This window comes from Streptomyces sp. AB3(2024) (genome assembly GCF_041862025.1).
Taxonomy (GTDB): domain Bacteria; phylum Actinomycetota; class Actinomycetes; order Streptomycetales; family Streptomycetaceae; genus Streptomyces.
In genome coordinates this window covers 55,940-75,939 of the sequence record NZ_JBGWAB010000020.1, presented here as the reverse complement: position 1 = coordinate 75,939, position 20,000 = coordinate 55,940, and the positions used below count along the sequence as shown (strand labels likewise).

General features: G+C 73.8%; 20 protein-coding genes. 17 read left to right on the top strand and 3 right to left on the bottom strand.

Features of this window, described 5'->3' with window-relative positions; all coding sequences use genetic code 11:
- Positions 1-53 precede the first annotated feature (53 nt).
- Entirely contained in the window at positions 54-482 is a 429-nt protein-coding gene (locus ACEPPI_RS11725; protein WP_373915179.1) for a DUF3224 domain-containing protein, read from the top strand.
- 22 nt (positions 483-504) lie between these two features.
- Here ACEPPI_RS11725 and ACEPPI_RS11720 read toward each other — a convergent pair whose 3' ends face one another.
- Positions 505-1,692, bottom strand: coding sequence for a pyridoxal phosphate-dependent aminotransferase (locus ACEPPI_RS11720; protein ID WP_373915166.1), 1,188 nt, complete (start codon positions 1,690-1,692; stop codon positions 505-507).
- Positions 1,693-1,820: 128 nt separating this feature from the next.
- On the opposite strand from ACEPPI_RS11720, the gene ACEPPI_RS11715 reads away from it, so the two are divergent.
- The 10 genes from ACEPPI_RS11715 to ACEPPI_RS11670 all read left to right on the top strand — a co-directional run bounded on the left by ACEPPI_RS11715 (position 1,821) and on the right by ACEPPI_RS11670 (position 12,339).
- Positions 1,821-2,051, top strand: coding sequence for a hypothetical protein (locus ACEPPI_RS11715; RefSeq protein ID WP_373915165.1), 231 nt, complete (start codon positions 1,821-1,823; stop codon positions 2,049-2,051).
- A gap of 354 nt (positions 2,052-2,405) precedes the next feature.
- Positions 2,406-2,924, top strand: a complete 519-nt coding sequence (locus ACEPPI_RS11710) for a DUF2617 family protein (protein WP_373915164.1) — start codon at positions 2,406-2,408, stop codon at positions 2,922-2,924.
- 116 nt (positions 2,925-3,040) lie between these two features.
- Positions 3,041-4,681, top strand: coding sequence for a polyamine aminopropyltransferase (locus tag ACEPPI_RS11705; RefSeq protein WP_373915163.1), 1,641 nt, complete (start codon positions 3,041-3,043; stop codon positions 4,679-4,681).
- A gap of 71 nt (positions 4,682-4,752) precedes the next feature.
- On the top strand, positions 4,753-5,694 hold the full coding sequence (locus ACEPPI_RS11700; protein ID WP_373915162.1) for an SRPBCC family protein: 942 nt from the start codon (positions 4,753-4,755) through the stop codon (positions 5,692-5,694).
- A 19-nt stretch (positions 5,695-5,713) separates the two neighbouring features.
- Positions 5,714-6,502 (top strand): aldose 1-epimerase, encoded by a 789-nt coding sequence (locus ACEPPI_RS11695; RefSeq protein WP_373915161.1) that lies wholly within the window; start codon positions 5,714-5,716, stop codon positions 6,500-6,502.
- Positions 6,503-6,522: 20 nt separating this feature from the next.
- On the top strand, positions 6,523-7,062 hold the full coding sequence (pyrE, locus tag ACEPPI_RS11690; protein ID WP_100660922.1) for an orotate phosphoribosyltransferase: 540 nt from the start codon (positions 6,523-6,525) through the stop codon (positions 7,060-7,062).
- Positions 7,063-7,332: 270 nt separating this feature from the next.
- Positions 7,333-8,355 (top strand): class II fructose-bisphosphate aldolase, encoded by a 1,023-nt coding sequence (gene fbaA, locus ACEPPI_RS11685; protein WP_373915159.1) that lies wholly within the window; start codon positions 7,333-7,335, stop codon positions 8,353-8,355.
- Between the two features lie 257 nt (positions 8,356-8,612).
- Complete coding sequence (locus ACEPPI_RS11680; RefSeq protein ID WP_373915158.1) at positions 8,613-9,368, top strand: ScbR family autoregulator-binding transcription factor; 756 nt, start codon at positions 8,613-8,615, stop codon at positions 9,366-9,368.
- An 81-nt stretch (positions 9,369-9,449) separates the two neighbouring features.
- Positions 9,450-10,169, top strand: coding sequence for a BTAD domain-containing putative transcriptional regulator (locus tag ACEPPI_RS11675; protein WP_373915157.1), 720 nt, complete (start codon positions 9,450-9,452; stop codon positions 10,167-10,169).
- Positions 10,170-10,407: 238 nt separating this feature from the next.
- Entirely contained in the window at positions 10,408-12,339 is a 1,932-nt protein-coding gene (locus ACEPPI_RS11670; protein ID WP_373915156.1) for a helix-turn-helix domain-containing protein, read from the top strand.
- A gap of 82 nt (positions 12,340-12,421) precedes the next feature.
- Here ACEPPI_RS11670 and ACEPPI_RS11665 read toward each other — a convergent pair whose 3' ends face one another.
- Complete coding sequence (locus ACEPPI_RS11665) at positions 12,422-13,648, bottom strand: IS701 family transposase (RefSeq protein WP_373915155.1); 1,227 nt, start codon at positions 13,646-13,648, stop codon at positions 12,422-12,424.
- Positions 13,649-13,953: 305 nt separating this feature from the next.
- Here ACEPPI_RS11665 and ACEPPI_RS11660 point away from each other — a divergent pair, with 305 nt between their 5' ends.
- The 6 genes from ACEPPI_RS11660 (at position 13,954) to ACEPPI_RS11635 (ending at position 19,302) form a co-directional block, all read left to right on the top strand.
- Entirely contained in the window at positions 13,954-15,036 is a 1,083-nt protein-coding gene (locus ACEPPI_RS11660) for a CE1758 family FMN-dependent luciferase-like monooxygenase (protein WP_373915154.1), read from the top strand.
- Positions 15,037-15,080: 44 nt separating this feature from the next.
- Positions 15,081-15,494 (top strand): DUF3151 domain-containing protein, encoded by a 414-nt coding sequence (locus ACEPPI_RS11655; RefSeq protein ID WP_373915153.1) that lies wholly within the window; start codon positions 15,081-15,083, stop codon positions 15,492-15,494.
- A gap of 126 nt (positions 15,495-15,620) precedes the next feature.
- On the top strand, positions 15,621-16,469 hold the full coding sequence (locus ACEPPI_RS11650; protein WP_266840049.1) for a tryptophan 2,3-dioxygenase family protein: 849 nt from the start codon (positions 15,621-15,623) through the stop codon (positions 16,467-16,469).
- On the top strand, positions 16,462-17,667 hold the full coding sequence (kynU, locus tag ACEPPI_RS11645) for a kynureninase (protein WP_373915152.1): 1,206 nt from the start codon (positions 16,462-16,464) through the stop codon (positions 17,665-17,667). The genes ACEPPI_RS11650 and kynU overlap by 8 nt, the downstream gene beginning before the upstream one ends.
- A gap of 185 nt (positions 17,668-17,852) precedes the next feature.
- Positions 17,853-18,728 carry an alpha/beta hydrolase family protein gene (locus tag ACEPPI_RS11640; protein WP_373915151.1) on the top strand — a complete coding sequence of 292 codons (876 nt, stop codon included), beginning with the start codon at positions 17,853-17,855 and terminating at the stop codon, positions 18,726-18,728.
- A 148-nt stretch (positions 18,729-18,876) separates the two neighbouring features.
- Positions 18,877-19,302, top strand: coding sequence for a hypothetical protein (locus tag ACEPPI_RS11635; protein WP_373915150.1), 426 nt, complete (start codon positions 18,877-18,879; stop codon positions 19,300-19,302).
- Positions 19,303-19,349: 47 nt separating this feature from the next.
- Here ACEPPI_RS11635 and ACEPPI_RS11630 read toward each other — a convergent pair whose 3' ends face one another.
- Positions 19,350-19,862, bottom strand: coding sequence for a carboxymuconolactone decarboxylase family protein (locus ACEPPI_RS11630; RefSeq protein WP_373915149.1), 513 nt, complete (start codon positions 19,860-19,862; stop codon positions 19,350-19,352).
- Positions 19,863-20,000 lie beyond the last annotated feature (138 nt).

Here is a 20,000-nt window from a genome sequence, read left to right as displayed (position 1 = left end):
GCGTCATGTTCCGCCCGGCTTTCCCGTGCCCACGGCAGTACGCTCGTCCGATGATGCGAACTGCGGGCACTTTCAAGGTCGTCAGTTTCACTCCGGCGTCGCTCGTACCGGAACCGGCGGTGGAGACCGCGCTTCCGGTCGGCGTCGCCACGCTGGAGAAACACTACGAGGGCGAGGGCCTCGAAGGCCGTTCGGCCACGCTCTTCACCGCGGCCTTCGACCAGGCTTCGGGGATCGGCACGTACGTCGCGATGGAGTCCTTCGAAGGCTCCCTCGAAGGCCGGGAGGGCGCCTTCAACTTCGTCCACTCGGCGACCACGGACGGTGGCCCGCACCGGGGCACCGAGCACTTCCTGATCGTCCCGGGCAGCGGTACGGCCGCCCTCGCCGGCATCACCGGTTCGGGCGGCCTGCTCGTCGAGGAGGACGGCACCCACCGCGTCTGGTTCGAGTACCGGCTCCCGGGACTGCCGGGCGCCTAGGCGCGGGGGTGCGGGGGCGCGGCTAGAGCTGCCGCAGGCGGTTGACGGCCTCCTGGAGGACGTCGGTCCGCTTGCAGAACGCCCAGCGGACCTGGGTGGCGCCGGCGGACTTGTCGTCGTAGAAGACCTGGTTCGGGATGGCGACCACGCCGCAGCGGGCGGGGAGGGCGCGGCAGAAGGCGAGCCCGTCCTTCTCGCCGAGCGGTGAGACGTCGGTGGTGATGAAGTACGTGCCCTGCGGGCGGAAGACCTCGAACCCGGCGTCGGCGAGGCCGCCGGCGAGGAGGTCGCGCTTGGCGGCGAGGTCGGCGCGGAAGTCCTCGTAGTAGGAGTCGGGGAGGGCGAGGGCCTCGGCTACGGCGTACTGGAAGGGCCCCGAGGAGACGTACGTCAGGAACTGCTTCGCGGAGCGGACGGCCGAGACGAGGGCGGGCGGGGCGGTGATCCAGCCGACCTTCCAGCCCGTGAAGGAGAAGGTCTTGCCTGCCGAGGAGATGGTGACGGTGCGTTCGCGCATGCCGGGGAGCGAGGCCAGCGGGGTGTGGCCGCCCTCGAAGACCAGGTGCTCGTAGACCTCGTCCGTGACGACGAGGAGGTCCCGCTCTACGGCGAGTTCGGCGATCGCGGCCAGTTCGGCGGGGGTGAGGACGGTGCCCGTCGGGTTGTGCGGGGTGTTCAGCAGGAGCAGCCGGGTGCGCGGGGTGACGGCGTCGCGCAGGGCGTCCAGGTCGGGGCGGAAGTCCGGGGCGCGCAGGGTGAGCGGGACGCGGACGGCTCCGGCCATGGCGATGCAGGCGGCGTAGGAGTCGTAGAACGGTTCGAGGGCGATGACCTCGTCGCCGGGTTCCAGGAGGGCGAGGAGGGCGGCGGCGATGGCCTCGGTGGCTCCGGCGGTGACGAGCACCTCGGTGTCCGGGTCGTAGGCGAGTCCGTAGAAGCGCTGCTGGTGGGCGGTGATCGCCGCGCGGAGTTCGGGGACGCCCGGACCCGGCGGGTACTGGTTGCCGCGGCCGTCGCGGATCGCGCGGACGGCGGCCTCGGCGATCTCGGCGGGGCCGTCGGTGTCGGGGAACCCCTGGCCCAGGTTGATCGATCCCGTGGAGGCGGCCAGCGCCGACATCTCCGCGAAGATCGTCGTGCCGAAGGCGGCCAGCCGGCGGTTGAGGAACGGGCGGTTGCTGCTGCTCGCGGGTGCGCTCATGGCCGTCATCCTGCGGGGAACCTCTGGAGTTGCTCAAGTGCGCTTTGGCCGTGTTGGCCTGCGGGCATCCCCCCTGCACACCGGGACGAGGGGATCCCGGGCCCCGGGGGACCGGGTGTCAGAGAGGGGGCGAGGACATGATCCTTTCCGTGCTGGTCGTCGCGGCCGTGGTGGGCGGCATCGTCCTGATCAAGAAGCTCTTCGGGGGAGGCGGTTCCGGCGGCGGCAGCAGCTCCGGCGGCTGGTGGGCGGGCGGTGGAGGGGGCTCCTCCTGTGGTTCCTCCTCGTCGTGCGGCTCCTCGTCCTCCTGCGGTTCGTCGTCCTCGTGCGGATCGTCCTGCGGTGGCGGAGGGTGCGGGTCCAGCTGACACTGGGAGCTGACACCGGGAGCTGACACCGGAGAGAGGCCTGTCGGGGCCGCGTGAACGGGCGCTCCGGCGGGGACAACTTCCCTGGTACGTCTTCTTGTTCGGGCCGGTGCTACGGCGTACGGGCGGCATGTTGTTGAACACGTGAACCGAGTAGCCCCCGGGGGGATGTAAACCCCGTCAAGTTGGGTAAAAACGCTGTGAGTGCCGTGCCTTTCATGATTCCCTCGGTTGAGTAGACCAGTCCTCGGACCTCCCTGGACTTCCTGTGGACCCGTGCCGGTGTCCCCCCACCCGTTGACTACCGCTGGCGGGCCCCGGCCCATCTCCCTCGCGCGTTTGCGGAGCCGACTCATGCTCACGACCCTCCAGACCACCTATACCGACACGCGTGCCGCCGATCTCGCCTGGGCCCTGGGACGGGAGCGGCTGCCCGCCCTGGCCGTGCTGAACCTCCAGCTCGCGGACGCGAAGGTGGAGTTGCGCCTGCTCGGGGCCTCCCATCAGGTACTCCTGGAGGAGGGCGAGGTGCTCTGTTCGGAGACGGTCGCCTGCATGCCCGGCAGCAGTACGCCGCTGCCGCTCGGCGTGGCCAAGCGGGTGGGCGACTGGGAGTACGAGTTCGCCGCGCGCGTGGAGACCCTCTCGCGCGGCTCCTTCGCGGGGCGGGCCCAGGAGCTGCTCGCGCTGGTCGCGGACCACCCGAACGGCCTAGCGGGCACCTTCCCGGGCGATCCGCACGCGTTCACCGCCCTGCTGGCCCAGCGCTACGAGGGTCAGGTGCGCTGGCGGACCTGGCACGCGTACCCGCAGGAGGGCCAGCTGGTGGCCACCCGGACCCGGGTCGGCGTGCGCACGGGAGTGACCGTCTAGGGCGCGGGCGTTGCGTGCCGGTTGCCCGCCGATTACGCCAACTGGCCTGATCGGTGCGCCAGTTGCACCCATGTGGGTGACAGGGTGTGGGTGGGCGGTGACGTACGGTTCGCTGCATGATCGACCGTTCCGCCCCGCGCGGGGTGCTCCCGGCGCCGGAGCCGCGGGGCGTGCAGCCCGTCCCGGCCGCCCTGCCCGTACGCCCCCGGACCGGCCGACTCCTCGTCCTGGCCACCGTGTTCGTCTGCGCCGCCTGCGGGCTCGTGTACGAACTGGAGCTGCTCGCCCTCGGCTCGTACCTCATCGGGGATTCCGTCACCCAGGCGTCGGTGGTGCTGTCCGTCATGGTCTTCGCCATGGGCGTCGGCTCGCTGCTCGCCAAACGGCTCCGCGGCCGGCCCGCCTTCGGCTTCGGAGCCATCGAGGCCGCGCTCGCCCTGCTCGGCGGCTTCTCCGCGATGGCGCTGTACGCGAGTTTCGCCTGGCTGGGGGAGCCGCGGCCGGCCCTCGTCGCCTTCTCCTTCGCCATCGGGGTGCTCATCGGCGCGGAGATCCCGCTGCTGATGGTCCTCATCCAGCGCGTCCGCCGACAGGACGCCGGCGGGGCCGTCGCCGACCTCTTCGCCGCCGACTACGTGGGCGCCCTCGTCGGCGGGCTCGCCTTCCCCTTCCTGCTGCTCCCGATGGTCGGGCAGCTCACCGGCGCCCTGCTCACCGGCACCGTCAACGCGGTCGCCGGCGGCGGGCTCGTCCTGTGGCTGTTCCGCCGCGACCTCAGCCGCCGCTGCCGCTGGCTGCTGATCGTCACCAACGCCACCGTCCTCGCCGTCCTCGCCTCCGCGACCCTGCTCGCCGACGACTTCGAACGGGTCGCCCGCACCGCCGTCTACGGCGGGGAGGTCCGCGTCGCCGTGCAGACCGGAGTGCAGGAACTGGTGCTGACCGGCCCGGCCACCGGCTCCCCGCGCTCCCTCGACCTCTACCTCGACGGCCGGCTCCGGGTCTCCGGCTACGACGAGTACCGCTACCACGAAGCCCTCGTCCACCCCGCCATGACCGGCCCGCACGCCCGCGTGCTGGTCCTCGGCGGGGGTGACGGACTCGCCGCCCGCGAGGTGCTGCGCTACCGCGACGTCGTCTCCGTCACCGTCGTCGAGCTCGACCCCGGCGTGGTCCGACTCGCCCGCACCGACCCCATGCTCTCCGCGCTCAACGCCAAGGCCTACGAGGACCCCCGGCTCGGCGTCGTCACGCAGGACGCCTTCCGCTGGCTGCGGGGCCCGGCAGCCCGGGACCGCTTCGACGTCATCGTCTCCGACCTCCCCGACCCGGGCATCACCCCGAGCACGAAGCTGTACTCGCAGGAGTTCTACGGGCTGGCCGCGCGCGCCCTGAACCCCGGCGGGCGGCTCGCCGTCCACGCCGGGCCCCTGACCACCCGGCCGCGCACCTACTGGACCGTCGACTCCACCCTCCGGGCGGCCGGGCTGCTCACCACCCCCTACAGCGCGGGCGGCCGCCTCACCGGCTTCGCCGCCGGCCCCGACCGCACCGCCGGGGTCACGGGCTCGCCCCCGCAGGACTGGGGCTTCGTACTCGCCGCCCGCGAGCGCGTCCCGGAGCTGCGGGTCGACCGGGACACGCCCGCCCTGCGCGCCGTGTCCACCCGGGCCCTGCGGGACTCCGCCCGGGACGCGGCCCGGACGCGGCTGACCGGGCTCCCGCCCTCGACGCTCCCGCACCCGCGCTACTCCTGATCCCGGCCCGCCGGGGCCCGGGACTGTCGTGTCCGTGTGCACGGACGGGTCACGTCGGTAGGCTCGACCACATGGAGCATCAGGTGTTCGTTCCGGTACCGGCAGACGATCTCCGCGCCCTGCTGCGCGATCCCGCCCGGGTGGCCCGCTGCGTCCCCGGGCTCCAGCAGGACGCCGACACGGCGGCCGGGCCGCTCGCCGGGCGGCTCAGGGTGCGGGTCGGCGGGAGCACGGTGACCTACCGGGGGGCGCTGTCCCTCACCGAGCCGGAGCCCGGCCGCTTCGCCGCCGGGGGCGAGGGCGCCGAGGTGCGCGGGAGCGGCACCGTCAAGCTCGCCCTCGGCCTGCGGCTGATCCCGCACGAGGGCGGTTCCCGGCTGGAGTTCACGGCGGAGGCCACCGTCGACGGACGCGCCGCCGCCTTCGAACCCGAGGCCACAGCCACCGCCGCCCGCAGGCTCCTCGACCGGCTCGCCGGGAACCTCGCCGCGGCCGCCGGACCCGGCCCCGAACGCGACGCCCGGCCGCGGCCGCAGGACCCGGTGGCGGAGGCGGAAGAGGCGGAAGAGGCGGAAGAGGCAGAAAAGGCGGCGCAGGCGAACGGGGCGGACGACAGCGCGGGGAACGGTGAGGAGGGGGAGGCCGGGCCCGGGGCCAGCGCGTCCGTGTTCGAGACCGAGGTGCCGCCCCCTTCCCCGGACCCCTTCGCGGAAGCCGGCTTCATCGAGGCGCCCGGAGCCGACGGGGCGCCCGAGCCCGCCGACACCGGCGCCGCCCCGGGTGCTTCGGGCGGCTCCGCCCGCCCCCCGGCCGAGGCCGCCCACGCCCGCCGCACGATGATCGGCCGCAGTGCCGAGGAGGTCGACCACGCGCCCCCGCGCGGCCGTTACGCCCCCGTACCGGCCCCCTCCACCGTCGGCGCGGGAGTCGGCATGCGCTGGATCGCCCCGGCGGCGGCCCTGGCCCTGGCCTCGGCCGTCGTCGTCGGAAGGGTGTTGCGCCGCCGCCGCTGACGGGCCGTAGGGTCGGCGTATGAGTACGCGACTGAGCGCCGGCGGCGCCGACATCACCATCGACCGGGAGAACGGCTGCCGGATCAGCAGTCTGCGCGTCGACGGCACCGAGCTGCTGCGCCAGGGCCCGCACTTCGGGTCCTTCCCCATGGTCCCCTGGTGCGGCCGGACGGCGAACGGGCGGTTCCACGACGGGGCGACCGTCCACCGGCTGCCCCTGAACCACCCCCCGCACGCCATCCACGGCTTCGGCCGCGACGCCTCCTGGAAGCCCGCCGGGGTGAGCGCGACCCGGGCCGCCTTCGTCTACGACCTCGCCGACCCGTGGCCGTACGCGGGCCGGGTGACCCAGGTCTTCGAGCTCACCGAGGACGCGCTGACGCTCACCATGGGCGTGGAGACGTACGAGGACTCCTTCCCGGCGCAGGCGGGCTGGCACCCCTGGTTCCAGCGCGTCCTGACGCCCGGCGGGCCCGAGGCGCAGATCGCCTTCGATCCGGCCTGGCAGGAGGAGCGCGGCGAGGACCACATCCCGACCGGCCGCCGCACCGCCCCGAAGCCGGGCCCCTGGGACGACTGCTTCGGCATGCCCGAGGGGGTCGACGTCACCCTCACCTGGCCCGGTCAGCTGGAACTGAAGGTCACCAGCCGGGCCGAATGGGTGGTGGTCTACGACGAGCAGCCCGAGGCCGTCTGCGTCGAGCCACAGTCCGGGCCGCCGAACGGCCTGAACACCCTCCCGCAGCTGGTCACCCCCGTCGACCCGCTGGAGATCTCCAGCACCTGGACCTGGCGGCGGCTCCCGTAGGGCGCAATTAAGCTCGGGGCATGACTGACGTACGCGATGCGCTTCTGCAGCAGATCAAGGACAAGGCCGTCGTGCACGGCAAGGTGACCCTCTCCTCCGGCAAGGAGGCCGACTACTACATCGACCTCCGCCGGATCACCCTCGACGGCGAGGCGGCCCCGATGGTCGGGCAGGTCATGCTCGACCTCACCGCCGACCTCGACTTCGACTGCGTCGGCGGCCTGACCCTGGGCGCCGACCCGGTGGCCACCTCGATGCTCCACGCCTCCGCCGCCCGCGGCGCGCGCCTCGACGCCTTCGTCGTCCGCAAGGCGCAGAAGGCCCACGGCATGCAGCGCCGCATCGAGGGCACCGACGTCAAGGGCAAGCGCTGCCTGGTCGTCGAGGACACCTCGACCACCGGCGGCTCCCCGCTGACCGCCGTCGAGGCGGTCCGCGAGGCCGGCGGCGAGGTCGTCGCCGTCGCGACCATCGTGGACCGGGGCGCGGCCGACGCCATCGCCGCGGCCGGGCTGCCGTACCTGACCGGCTACCGGCTGGGCGACCTGGGCCTCTCCTGACCCCCGGTCCGGCTCGGGTCCCGCTCGTGGGGATGCTGCGCGACGACTCGTGACGAAGGTCCCGAGACGCCGCTGAGCCGGTTCTGACCTGCCCTTTTCGGATCGGGCGGAGTGTTTCACGTGAAACACTCCGCCCGCTTCGCACTCCGTCGGGTGGTGAGGGGGGTGGAGTGGCGCGCCGAGTCTGGAAAGATAGGCGCGACGATGACGTCGCCCCCAGGTCAGGGCCCGCAATCAGCACCCTTCCCCGCACAACCAAGGAGCGGACAGATGCCCATCGCAACCCCCGAGATCTACAACGAGATGCTCGACCGGGCGAAGGCAGGCAAGTTCGCCTACCCGGCCATCAACGTGACCTCGACCCAGACCCTGCACGCCGCGCTGCGCGGCTTCGCGGAGGCCGAGAGCGACGGCATCATCCAGATCTCCACCGGCGGTGCCGAGTTCCTGGGTGGCCAGTACAACAAGGACATGGTCACCGGCGCTGTCGCCCTGGCCGAGTTCGCGCACGTCGTCGCCGCCAAGTACGACGTCACGGTCGCGCTGCACACCGACCACTGCCCCAAGGACAAGCTGGACGGCTACGTACGTCCGCTCCTGGAGGTCTCCCGCGAGCGCGTGGCCCGTGGTCTGAACCCGCTCTTCCAGTCGCACATGTGGGACGGTTCCGCCGAGACCCTGGCCGACAACCTGGCGATCGCCCAGGAGCTGCTCGCCCTGGCCGCCGCTGCGAAGATCATCCTTGAGGTCGAGATCACCCCGACCGGTGGCGAGGAGGACGGCGTCAGCCACGAGATCAACGACGAGCTGTACACCACCGTCGAGGACGCGCTGCGCACCGCCGAGGCCCTGGGCCTGGGCGAGAAGGGCCGCTACCTGCTGGCCGCCTCCTTCGGCAACGTGCACGGCGTCTACAAGCCGGGCAACGTCGTCCTGCGCCCCGAGCTCCTCAAGGACCTCCAGGCCGGCGTCGGTGAGAAGTACGGCAAGGCCTCGCCGTTCGACTTCGTCTTCCACGGCGGCTCGGGCTCCACGGCCGAGGAGATCGCCACCGCGCTGGAGAACGGCGTCGTGAAGATGAACCTCGACACCGACACCCAGTACGCCTTCACCCGCCCGGTCGCGGACCACATGTTCCGCAACTACGACGGTGTCCTGAAGGTCGACGGCGAGGTCGGCACGAAGTCCACCTACGACCCGCGCACCTGGGGCAAGCTGGCCGAGGCCGGCATGGCCAAGCGCGTCGCGGAGGCCTGTGCCAACCTGCGCTCCGCCGGTACCAAGCTGAAGTAGGCAGTCAGCACCGAGGACCCGAAGGGGGTCCGCCGGTCCGCAACGGACCGGCGGACCCCCTTTGTCATGGACCGGAATCCCCACCTCCGACCCGTTCTGCTGCCCTTTCGGGCAGGGTGTGGCGGCGGATGCCCGGCAATCTGATCGAGCGGGACCGGGTCGGTGGACTTGTGGCCACGCGATGGTGTGGAATCTAGACACAAAAACGTACCCGTGAGGATGTAAAGCCGGCGGGCCAGGAGAAGGCGACGCCAGACATGAGGACAAAGCGACCCCAGGTGAAGCAGGACCGGGCGGTGCGCACGCGTCGGGCGATCCTGGAGGCGGCGGCCGAGGTCTTCGAGGAGCGCGGCTACGACCCGGCCAAGCTCTCGGACATCGTCAACATCGCGAAGGTCACCAAGGGCGCCCTCTACTTCCACTTCGACTCCAAGGAAGCCCTGGCCCAGGCGGTCATCGACGCCCAGAACGAGACGCAGCCGCCGACGGTCCCGCAGCCCTACAAGGCGCAGGAGTTCGTGGACATCGGCATGGTCTTCTCGCACCGGCTGCGGCACGAGACGCTGATCCGGGCGAGCGCCCGGCTCTCGCTGGAGCACGTCGGCGCCCAGCTCGACCGGGCGGCCCCGTACCAGGCCTGGATCGACCAGCACGCGGCCCTGCTGGAAGAGGCGAAGGAGCGGGGCGAGCTGCTGCCCAACGTGGACACGGTGGTGCCGTCGCGGCTGATCGTGGGCGCGTACGCGGGGCTCAACACCATGTCCCAGATGCTGCGCCTGGACCTGGACGCGCAGGTGTCGGAGCTGTACACCCACGTGATGCCGAACGTGGTGGTGCCGGCCGTGGCGATCCGGCTCGACACCCGGCCGGGGCGGGGTGCGCGGGCCCTGTTCGGTCCGGAGGGCGTCCACGCGTGCCGGGTGGGTTGCGCGGGCGGGGTGGACCCGGGTGAGGTGGACCCGGGCGAGGCGGACCCGGGCGAGGCGGACCTGTGCGGGGAGGCCTCCGGCTGAAACGGCGTTCGGGCGGGCCTCCCCTTCCCGAGAAGATCCTTCCGGGTATTATTTTTTTGCTGCCTGCCCAGGGAGGACCACGTGGACATTGAAGTGCTCGGCCCCCCTCGGGTCACCGAGAACGGTGTGCCCATCACGGCTCCCACGCCGGAGTCCCGGCACGTCCTCGCGGTCCTCGCGGCCTGTCCCGACCGGGTCGTGCCGGTCTCCGTGCTCGCCGACGAACTCGCCTCCCGCGTCCCGCCCGAGCACGCCCGGGCCGTCCTGCACACCGCCGTACGCCGCCTCCGCGAGCGGATCGCCGAGGCGCTGGGCCCTTCTTCGGTACGGACTCCCGAAACGGTGCTCTCCACACGTCCCGGCGGGTATCTTCTCGACACCGGCGGCGGACGCTGCGACGTGCGGGAGTTCGAGCGCGAGGCCGGGGCCGGCTACCGGGCCATGGGACGCGGGGATTCCGCCCGGGCCGCCGCCCGGCTCCGGCGGGCCCTGGACCTGTGGACCGGCCCCGCCCTGGACGGGATCGCGGCCGGCCCCTGGCTCCGCGGGCGCATCGCCGTGCTCGACGCCGACCGGCTCTCCGTACTCGGCCAGTGGGTCGAAGCGGAACTCGCGCTCGGCCGCCACCGCGAACTGCGCCTGGCCCTGGCCGGTCTGCGCGGTGCCGGAGCGGGACGCCCCGGCGATGCCTACCTGGCCGCCCTGCGCCGGGCCGAAGAGCGCGCCCTGGCCCCGCGCCCCGCGCCGACGGGCCTGACCCTGGCCCCGCTCCCGGCCCTGGCCTGCGCCTCCCGGCCCTGACGCCCGGCCCCTGACGCCCGGCCCCCGGCCCCCGGCCCCCGACCCCCGACCCCCGGCCCCCGACGCCCGACGCCCGACCTCCGCCCCCGACGCCCGGCCCGGCCTTCGTTCCGCCCGGTCTCCGGGTCCGGCGGACGGCCGGTCCGGTGCCCCCGCGCGCCTTGCTTGACCCCTCGCCGCACGGAACCTAGGTTCGGGAGCCGGGCGGAAAGCAGCTGGTCGGACGGGGGATGGCGGAATGCCGGGGGACGAATCGGGCGCACTGTCCGTACTGGAACTACTCGCGGCGGACGCCCCACCGGACCGGTACGACGCCCTGCTCGCCGAAGCCCACGTCACGGGCACCGACGAGGAGGCCCTCGCGGAACTCGCCCGCGCCGTGGAACTGGCCCGCTCGGTCCGGGCCGGCACCGTCCGCCGCGAGCAGCGCGAAGCCGCCCTCACCGCCCTAGTGGACACCGCGCACGACCTCACCTCCCCCTACGACATCGACGGCCTGCTCCGTCTGATCACCCGCCGCGCCCGGCGCCTCCTGGGCTTCGACATGGCCTGGCTCTCGCTCAGCCGCCCGGACGGGTCCGCGTACGTACGCACCTCCGAGGGCGAGACCACCGCCCTCAACGTCGGCCTCGAACTGGGCACCGGTCGGGGCCTCGGCAGCATCGCCCAGGCCCGCCGCTCCCCGGTGTGGACCGCCGACTACCTCGCCGACCCGGCCATCGCGCACGCCCCCGGCATCGACGCCGTCGTCGAGGCGGAGGGCCTGCACGCGATCATCGCCGTCCCGCTGCGGCGCGGGGATTCCAGCCTCGGCGCCCTCTACGGCTCCGACCGCGCGGTACGGCATTTCACCCCGGACGAGATCGGCATCATGCTCTCCCTCGCCGACCTGGCCGCCGTCGCCATCGAGAAGGCCCGCCTGCTGGAGCAGACCCGGGACGAGGTCACCGAGCTGGAGGCCTTCGGCTCGCGCACCAACACCGCCCTCACCCGGGTCCGTTACCTGTGGGAGTGCCACGCCCGGCTGGCCGGCCTGGTCCTCGACGGGGCCGGGCTGCCCACCCTCGCCCGTGCCACCGCCGACGCGCTGGACGGCGTGCTCCAGGTACGGGACCCGGGCGGCCGGCCGCTGACCGCCACCGGTGAACTGCCCGGTCTGGACGAGGAGGCGGTGGCCAAGGCGGCCCTCCAGGCGCTGACCGACCGGCGGCCGGTCCGGCTGCCCGGCGACCTGTGGCTGGCCCCCGTACTCGCCGGCGCCGAGGACCTCGGGGTGCTGCTGCTGAGCGCGTCGGCGCCCCTGGCCGATGAGGACGTCCGGCTGCTCCAGCTCGCCGCGCAGTCCGTGGCCTCCCTCATGCTGATCCAGCGCGGCACCGCCGCCGCCGAAGGGCCCGTGCACGACGAACTCCTCGCCGACCTGCTGGAGCGGCCGCACTCCGTCGACCTGCACCTGCTGGAGCGCACCCGCCGGCTCGGCATCGACCTCGACCGCCCGCACGTGGTGGTCGTCGCCCGGCCCGAGGGCGGCGAACTGGGCAAGGCCGTCGCCTGGGCGTCCTCGTACGCGTACCGGGCGGGCGGCCTCAAGGGCGTCCGCCGCGGCTGCATCGTCCTGGTGCTGCCCGGCACCGACGCCTCCGCCGCCGCGCACCGGGTCTCCGGCGAACTCTCGCCGCTCCTCGGCCACGCCGTCTCCACGGGCGCCGCGGGACCCACCGCCGCCGCGGGGGAGGTGGCCCGCGCGTACGCCGAGGCCGTGCGCTGCCTGGACGCGCTGACCGCCCTGGACGGGGTCGGCGGTACGGCCTCCCTGCGCGAACTGGGCTTCCTCGGGCTGCTGTTGTCCGCCGACCACGACGTGGAGTCCTTCATCGCCGCGACCATCGGCCCCGTCCTGGAGTACGACACCGACCGGCTGACGCACCTGACCCGCACCCTGGAGGCCTACTTCGCCTCCGGGGCCAGCCCCACCCACGCCGCCGAGGCCCTGCACGTACACACCAACACGGTCTCCCGCCGCCTGGAGCGCATCGCCGAACTGCTGGGCCCGCACTGGCAGAAACCCGCGCAGGCCCTCGAAATCCAGCTGGCGCTGCGGCTGCGCAAGGCCCGTACCGTCCTCCACGACCGCCGGACCGCCGCGCACCAGGCCGAACAGGCAGGTTAGGGCGGGGAGCCCGAACGGTGCGGGCGGGCGGCCGGCCGGGTGGGCAGGCAGGTGGGCAGGCGGCCGGGTGGTCCGTGTCCGCCTACGCCGTCAGGGCGCGGGCGGCGTGGGCGATCGAGGCCAGCGTGACGTGACGGTGCCAGCCGGGCAGGGCGCGGCCCGTGAAATCGCGCAGCCCCGCCTCGCGGCCGCTGTGTTCGGCGGCGCAGTCCACGCGCAGCGCCTGCTTGGCGAGCCGCAGCAGCGGGCCCACGGGAAGGCGCACCAGGTCCGTCACCCACATCTGCGCAGGTTCGCGGCGCGGGTCCGTCCACTCGCCGACCAGCAGCAGGTGTCGTCGGCGGGCCGGGGACGGGTCGGGCATCATCACGCGCACGGCCACCGCGAGGGTGCTGCGGTGGCGGCCCCGCGGGTGCGCGGGGTCCGGGTCGGTCCACTCCACCGGGGTGCACAGGCCGCGCACCGACCGCAGGACCTCGCGGGCGCCGCGCGGGCCCGCGCCGTGGCCGGGCAGCGCCGGGTCGGTGACGAGCAGCGGGGTCGCGGGGTCGACGCGGGCGATCACCGGCAGCCCGGCCTCCGCGAAGCGGTTCATCGTCGAACGGGTGCCGATGTGCCGGACGTCCAGCACCACGGGGCGGGGCGCGCCCGTGGTGCGGCGCACGGTCGCGATGACGGCGGCGGTGGCGGACTCCTCGTACGCGGCCTCCTCGTACGCTGCCCGTGCGGCGAGGGCGCCGGGCGCGGAGGTGTCCGGGCCCGCGGGCGCCTGCGTCTCCGGGAGGAACATCCGCCAGCCGACCGGCGTCACCAGCCCGGCGGACGCGAACCAGGTTCCGAAGGCCTGCTGACCGCGGAACATCTGTCCCTGGTGCGGGTCGAAGCGGTGCGCCACGCCCACCGAGTGCTCGCCGCCCTTGGGGATCGCCATCGGCTGCGCCACCCAGGCGGTCGGCGTGGCGGTGGCCTCCAGGTAGCCGGAGAGGGCGCCGCGGATCGGTTCCCAGTCCCAGGTGGAGCTGGAGATGAAGTGGTGCATGCTCTGCTCGGCGGCCCCTCCGCCCACCTGCCCGGCGATCCCGCGCATCGACTTGCGGCCCGGGAGGGCCAGCAGCCCCCGTACGTACCGTCGGCCCTTCTCGCGCTGGTCCCTGCGGCGCAACGAGCCGAAGACGGCGGCGCAGAGGTCGTCGGCGGCCTCGTGCGCGGCGGCCGTGGCCGGTTCCCCGGTCCCTCCGCCGGCCCCGCCGGGCGTTCCGCCGCGGTCCGCTGTGATCGTCCCCGTACCCGTGACGGTGCTGCTGCTCATGATCGTTGCCACGACGTGTCCCCCTAGACGCGCATCGACTACACCCCCACCGTCCTTCGAGTACCCCTCTTCCGGGGAGGTGCGCCGGGCACCGCACTTGGCCCGAACGTGGTGGGGACCCCACCACCCCCCGCCTCGGCCCCCGACTTGACGGACTGCCGGAACGGCCCTGGCCCGTCGCCCGGGGATCCGGCACGGTCCTGTTCCGGGCCCCGGTGGCCCCCCACGGACCGCGGTGCCGGGGCCTGCCCCCCGGCACCGCACCGCCGGGCGTACGACATCGGCACGAGAGGCGGGGCGGCAGGGTGCAGTTCGGGATCTTCTCGATCGGTGAGGTGGCCCCCGATCCCCTGGGCGGCCGGACACCGACCGAGTACGAGCGGATCAAGGCCATGACCACCCTCGCCGTCCGGGCGGAGGAGGCCGGCCTCGACGTGTTCGCCGTCGGCGAGCACCACAACCCGCCCTACGTCTGCTCCGCGCCACCGACCCTGCTCGCCCACGTCGCCGCCCGTACCCGCCGGCTCGTCCTGTCCACCGCCACCACCCTCGTCACCACGAACGACCCCGTGCGCGTCGCGGAGGAGTTCGCGCTGCTCCAGCACCTCGCCGACGGCCGCGTGGACCTGATGACCGGCCGCGGCGACACCCCGGACGTCTACCCCTGGTTCGGCCAGGACCTGCGCCACGGCCACGAGCTGGCCCGGGAGAACTACGCCCTGCTGCACCGGCTCTGGCGCGAGGAGCAGGTCGACTGGCGGGGCCGCTCCCGCGCCCGCCTCGACGGCTTCACCTCCACGCCCCGCCCGCTGGACGGCGTACCGCCCTTCGTGTGGCACGCGGCGCTGCGCTCGCCGGAGACCGCCGAGCGGGCCGCGTACTACGGCGACGGCTTCTTCGCCGACAACCTCCACGGACCCGTCGAGCACCACGCCCGCCTCGTGGACCTGTACCGGACCCGGTACGCCGAGCACGGCCACGGCACGGCCGAGCAGGCCGTCGTCGGGATCGGGGGGCAGGTCTTCGTGCGCCCCCGCTCGCAGGACGCGGTGCGCGAGTTCCGCCCGTACTTCGACCGCTCCCCGGCGTACGGGGGCCGGTACTCCCTGGAGGAGTGCGCGGCCCGGACCCCGCTGGTCGTGGGCAGCCCCGACGAGGCCGTCGAGAAGATCCTCGGCTTCCGGGAGGCCTACGGGGACTACCAGCGCCAGCTCTTCGCCGTGGACCACGGGGGGTTGCCGCTGAAGACCGCCCTGGAACAGGTCGACCTGCTGGGGGAGCGGATCGTCCCGGTGCTGCGCCGCGAGCTGGCCGTGGGCCGCGCGGCGGCCGCCCCGCCGGGGCCCCGGCACCCGGCGGCACGGCCCCGGGCGGGCGCCCTGCGGTGAGCACCCGGCCCCCGGGCGCGCGGCCCATCGGACACACTGAGGCCATGTCGATTCACCAGAACCTGCTCGGGGGCCCCGCCCCCACCCACCTGCCCGACGAGCCCGCGCCCCGCGAGGCCCTCGCCGCCGGGACCGACCCGGCCGAGGTCGCCGCCGCGCACCCGACCTCCTCCCTCGCCTGGGCCACCCTCGCGGACCGCGCCTTCGAGGCCGGCCACACGGTCGAGTCGTACGCGTACGCCCGCACCGGCTACCACCGGGGCCTGGACGCGCTGCGCCGGGCCGGCTGGAAGGGCCACGGGCCGGTGCCGTGGGAGCACGAGCCGAACCGCGGTTTCCTGCGCGCCCTGCACGCCCTGGCCCGCGCCGCCGGGGCCATCGGCGAGAAGGAGGAGTACGAGCGCTGCTCCACCTTCCTGCGCGACTCCTCGGCCACGGCCGCGGACACGCTCGTATAACTGCCGGCGTTCGCCCTAGAGGGCTTCCGGATCCCCTGCTTATGATGCGAGGCAGGGGACCGGGGCTCCACTTACCTCACGGAAGGAGCGGACCGCTACCCGGAAGCACGTGTCGAGGAGACAGAAATGTCGCACGCCCTTGATGCCTCCGGAGCCGGTTCGGACACCCCGAACCTCGACTTCGCCGGCACCACCCCGTACGAGGACTACGTCCAGGCAGACGTCCTCACCCACCTCCAGCACCTCCGCTCGGACGACCCCGGCGAGATGGTCTTCCTGGTCACGACCCAGGTCATGGAGCTGTGGTTCACGGTCATCGTCCACGAGTGGGAGACGGCGGCCCGCGCCCTGCGCGAGGACCGCATCCCGGTCGCGATGGACGCGCTGAAACGATCCCTCCGCGAGCTGGAGGCTCTGAACGCCTCCTGGCGGCCCCTCGCGCAGCTCACCCCCTCGCAGTTCAACGCCTACCGCTCGGCGCTGGGCGAGGGTTCCGGTTTCCAGTCGGCGATGTACCGCCGGATGGAGTTCCTGCTGGGCGAGAAGTCGGCGTCCATGCTGGTCCCGCACCGGGGCGCGCCGCGCGTCCACGGGGAGCTGGAGAAGGCCCTCCAGGAGCCCAGCCTCTACGACGAGACCCTGCGCCTGCTGGCCCGCCGCGGCCTGCCCGTCCCCCAGTCGGTCCTGACGCGCGACCTCGCGCTGCGCTACGAGCCGTCGGCGGAGGTCGAGGCGGTCTGGACGGCCCTGTACGCCGAGCCCGACGGCGGCCACGCCGACCTGCACCGGCTGGGCGAGGTCCTCACGGACGTCGCGGAACTCGTCTGGCGCTGGCGCAACGACCACCTGGTGGCGACCCGCCGCGCGATGGGGGCGAAGACGGGCACGGGCGGCTCCGCCGGGGTGACCTGGCTGGAGAAGCGCGCCACGAAGAACGTCTTCCCCGAGCTCTGGACGGCCCGCAGCCATGTCTGACACCGACGCCACGACCGACCTGGCGGAGCGCGCGGCGCGGCTCGACGCCCTGGACGGCCTCGCCAAGCTCCGTGAGCGCTTCACCCTCCCCGACGGGGTCGTCTACCTCGACGGGAACTCCCTCGGCGCGCTTCCGGCCGCCGTCCCCGACGCGCTGGCAGACGTCGTCCGCCGCCAGTGGGGCGAGCTCCTCATCCGGTCCTGGGACGAGAGCGGCTGGTGGACCGCCCCCGAGCGGATCGGCGACCTCATCGCCCCGCTCGTCGGCGCGGCCCCCGGTCAGGTGACGGTCGGCGACTCCACCAGCGTCAACCTCTTCAAGGCCCTGGTCGGCGCCGCCCGTATGGCCGTACCCGGCCGGACGAAGCTGCTGGTCGACGCGACCACGTTCCCGACGGACGGCTACATCGCCGCCTCCGCCGCCCGGCTGACCGGCCTGGAACTCGTCCCCGTCGACCCCGCCGACGCGCCGCGCGCGATCGACGGCGACACCGCCGTGGTGCTGCTCAACCACGTCGACTACCGCAGCGGCCGGCTCCACGACCTGCCCGGCCTCACCGCGGCCGCGCACGCCGCGGGCGCCCTGATCGTCTGGGACCTGTGCCACAGCGCGGGCGCCCTGCCGGTCGGCCTCGACGCGCACGGCGTCGACCTCGCGGTGGGCTGCACGTACAAGTACCTCAACGGCGGGCCCGGCTCCCCGGCGTACGTGTACGTGGCCGCCCGCCACCAGGGCGCCTTCGACTCCCCGCTCCCCGGCTGGAACAGCCACGCCGAGCCGTTCGCGATGACCCCGGGCTACGAGCCGGCCGAGGGCGCGGCCCGGGCGCGCGTCGGGACGCCGGACATCCTGTCCATGCTGGCGCTGGAGTCGGCCCTCGGGGTGTGGGAGGGCGTGGCGGTCGAGGACGTCCGCGCCAAGTCCCTCGCGCTGACGGACTTCTTCCTGGAGTGCGTGGCCCGGTACGTCCCGGAGGGGAAGATCGAGGTGGTCACCCCGGCCGGGCACGCCGAGCGCGGCAGCCAGGTCTCACTGCGGGCCGAGGGGGCCCGCGAGGTGATGGCCGAGCTCATCTCCCGCGGGGTCGTCGGGGACTTCCGGGCGCCCGATGTCCTGCGCTTCGGGTTCACCCCGCTCTACGTCGGTTTCGCCGATGCGGAGCGCGCCGCGCGCACGCTGGGTCACGTTTTCGGGTGACGCCCTAGCGAAACGTCACTTCGACGGGTGTGGCGAACGAGCGGGCGGGGCTGCGGCCCCGCCCGCTCCGCTTGTGCCCGGTGCGGCCACAGGACGGCCCGTTCCGGCCTGATACGGTCCCGCTCTGGCGAAACACCGGAACATCTGTCCCCGCTGTCCCACGCGTTTACCGAGAGGTTGAGCCGATGACGGACCCCGCAGTCGAACGGGATGCCGCCGAGGCCGCCTCGGCCTTCTCCCATCCGCCGGTCGAGCCCGACGCGAGCGCCGCGTACGGGGAACACCCCGACCAGGTCATCGACTTCTACGCCCCCCGCGGGGGCGCCGGGGGTCCCGCCCCGCTGGTCGTGGTCCTGCACGGCGGCGCCTGGCGGGCTCCGTACGACCGGCAACACATCACCCCCTTCGCCGGGTTCCTGGCCCGTATGGGTTTCGCCGTCGCCAACGTCGAGTACCGGCGCGGGAGTTCCCTGCCGCACCAGGGCTCCGGCGGGCCGGTGGCGGGGCGCTGGCCGGAGACCTTCGACGACGTCGCCGCCGCCATGGACGCGCTGCCGGGGCTGGCGGCACGGGCGCTGCCCGTCGCGGACCTGCACCGGGTGGTGGTGACGGGCCACTCGGCGGGCGGTCACCTCGCGCTGTGGGCGGCGGCCCGGCACGTCCTGCCGGCCGGGTCCCCGTGGCGGCTGCCCTCCGCGCCGGCGCTGCGCGGTGTGGTGGCGCTGGCCCCCATCGCGGACTTCGCGGTGGCGGAGGAACTGGGGGTGTGCGGGGGCGCGTCCGCGCAGCTGCTGGGCGGCCCGGAGCACTGGGACGCCCGCCTCCCGTCCGCCGACCCGGCGGCCCTGCTCCCGACCGGCATCGCCACCGCGGTGGTGCACGGGCGCCAGGACATCGTGGTCCCGCACGCGGTGGCGGAGTCGTACGTCGCCGCCGCGGGGGAGGCGGGCGAGCTGGTCGGCCTGACCCTGCTGGACGGCGTCGGCCACTTCCCCCTGATCGACCCGGCGGCCGACGCCTGCGCGGTGGTCTGCGAGGAGCTCTCACAACTGGCCTGGTAGGGCCCCGCGGCCCGAAGACACCGACCGGCACGGGTCCCGCCTCAGCCGGCCGGCCGGCCCCCGGTCATGCGGTGTGCGAGGATCTGCCCGCAGGGCCCGGCCGGGTGAACTCCCCTGTCTTGTCACATGGTTGAAGGAGGACGTCGGGGTGCCGACCTGGGGCCTGCTCCTGGAGCGGAACATCGGCGAGCACCGGGGGCTGACCTGGTCCGTCGGTGTGATGGGGCACGTCGAGGGGACCCGGGAAGAAGCCCTGGCCGCGCTCCGGGAGCGGGTCGAGGCTTTCGATCCCGGGCTGTTCCGCAAGGTGAGGCGCAGGGTCGTCTACCGGGAGGCGGACGGGTTCCTCGTGGTCGTGGAGGTCCGCTTCGGGTTTCCCCACCACTACCGGTTCAAGGCGGTCGAGGTCGTCTCCGACAGCGCCCCGCCCCCGCCGGATCCCGAGCCCGCGCCGCGGCCCGAACCGCTACCGGTACCGGCCCGCAGGCGTCCGGCGGCGCCGCCACCGCCGGAGGACTGGGACGCCGGCGTACCCGACCGTCCCGCCTGGCTCGGCAGGGACGATCTGCCCTGACCGCCCCCGCCGGCCGTGCGCCGGGTCGCCCGGCCGCCCGTGGCCCCTCAGTCCCACTGCCGGTCGGCGAGGGACGCGACCGGGGCCGGCTTGCCGATCAGCGCCAGGGCGATGAAGAAGTTGATCTGGCCGATCGCGATGGTGAGGGTGGCCAGGGCCTTCTCGTCGTAGTGCTCCGCCGCCTGCGCGTACAGCTCGTCGGAGACGCGCTCCTTGCCCTGCGGGGCGGGCTGGAGGACCGCCTCCACCAGGGCGAGGGCGGCCCGCTCGGCCGGGGTGAAGTAGGGGGCGTCCTGCCACGAGGAGACGGCCGTGATCCGCTCCTCGGTCTCGCCGGCCTTGCGCAGGAACCCGGTGTTCAGGACGGTCAGGTACGTGTTGTGGACGATCTGCGCGGCCCGCAGGTGGACCAGGCCGATCGTGGTGCGCGGCACCGAGCGGTTGCCGGTGGCCCGGAAGAGGGCGGCGCTGACGTCGTTCATCTCGGGGACGAGCCTGCTCGGGTCGGCCATCCGGGAGAGGGGGGCGGCGGCGTTGGTGTTCGAGTTCGCGTTTGTCATGGTGTTTCTCCCGCGGCTGGGGCCGATGCGCGCTGCGTCGGCTTCACCCCACTGACCGATGGGACGGCGGGAGTGTGACAGGTCCGGGGAAAAAACTTTTCGGGGCGACACGTGCCGCCGCCCGGGGGACGATGGGGG